This is a genomic window from Oleiphilus sp. HI0079 (assembly GCF_001635105.1).
This window is the reverse complement of record NZ_LWFT01000174.1, coordinates 1-754: the sequence shown is the minus strand read 5'-3', so window position 1 is coordinate 754 and position 754 is coordinate 1. Positions and strand designations below refer to the sequence as shown.

1 protein-coding gene and 1 tRNA gene are annotated in these 754 nt (G+C 50.1%); both read right to left on the bottom strand.

All coding sequences use genetic code 11. The features are described 5' to 3' along the window. Window positions 1-92 precede the first annotated feature (92 nt). Window positions 93-168, bottom strand: a tRNA-Asn gene (locus A3750_RS02570). Between the two features lie 51 nt (window positions 169-219). Further along, window positions 220-754 (bottom strand): aminotransferase class I/II-fold pyridoxal phosphate-dependent enzyme (locus A3750_RS02565; RefSeq protein ID WP_156498328.1); only part of this gene is annotated, 535 nt, incomplete at its 5' end.

The following is a 754-nucleotide window of genomic DNA, read 5'->3' as shown; positions in this document are numbered from 1 at the left end:
GTGTTGAGATTGGCTCCCCGAGCTGGGCTCGAACTAGGCAAAGTCATCGAGTTTGCCACGGATTCGTTGTATACAAAGAGGGGTGTTGAGATTGGCTCCCCGAGCTGGGCTCGAACCAGCGACCCACGGATTAACAGTCCGTTGCTCTACCAACTGAGCTATCGGGGAATCTCAAAAGAGGCGCGTATCTTAATTAGCTAGCGCGCCTTGGTCAAGTGCTTATCCAAGAACTTTCTTAATTCTTGCAACGGCTGCTTCTAAGGTCTCCATGCTGGTAGCGAAACTTAGTCTCATGCAGCCCTCTGACCCAAATGCAGAGCCTGGGACTAGCGCAACACCAGCTTCTGATAGCAGCAGCTCAGCAAGTTCGACGTCGTTTTTGGCACTGCTTTGAGCGATCGCGTCGCTAAAGTCTGGAAACACATAAAACGTACCGTCACCAGGCAAGCACTTAACGCCACTTATTGAGTTGAGCGCTNCCACTAGGAAGTCGTGACGCTTTTTAAATTCTACCACCATGTCGGCTACACATTTTTGGTCTCCAGTGAGCGCTGCTGTGGCGGCTGCTTGAGAAATGGAGGCTGGGTTAGAGGTGCTTTGCGACTGAATCTTCTTCATTGCGCCGATTACCTTAGCGGGTCCTGCTGCATACCCTATACGCCAACCCGTCATGCTATAAGCCTTTGAAACCCCGTTTAGGACAAATGTTCGATCATAGAGCTCAGGACAAACATTTAATATGTTGTTGAATCCT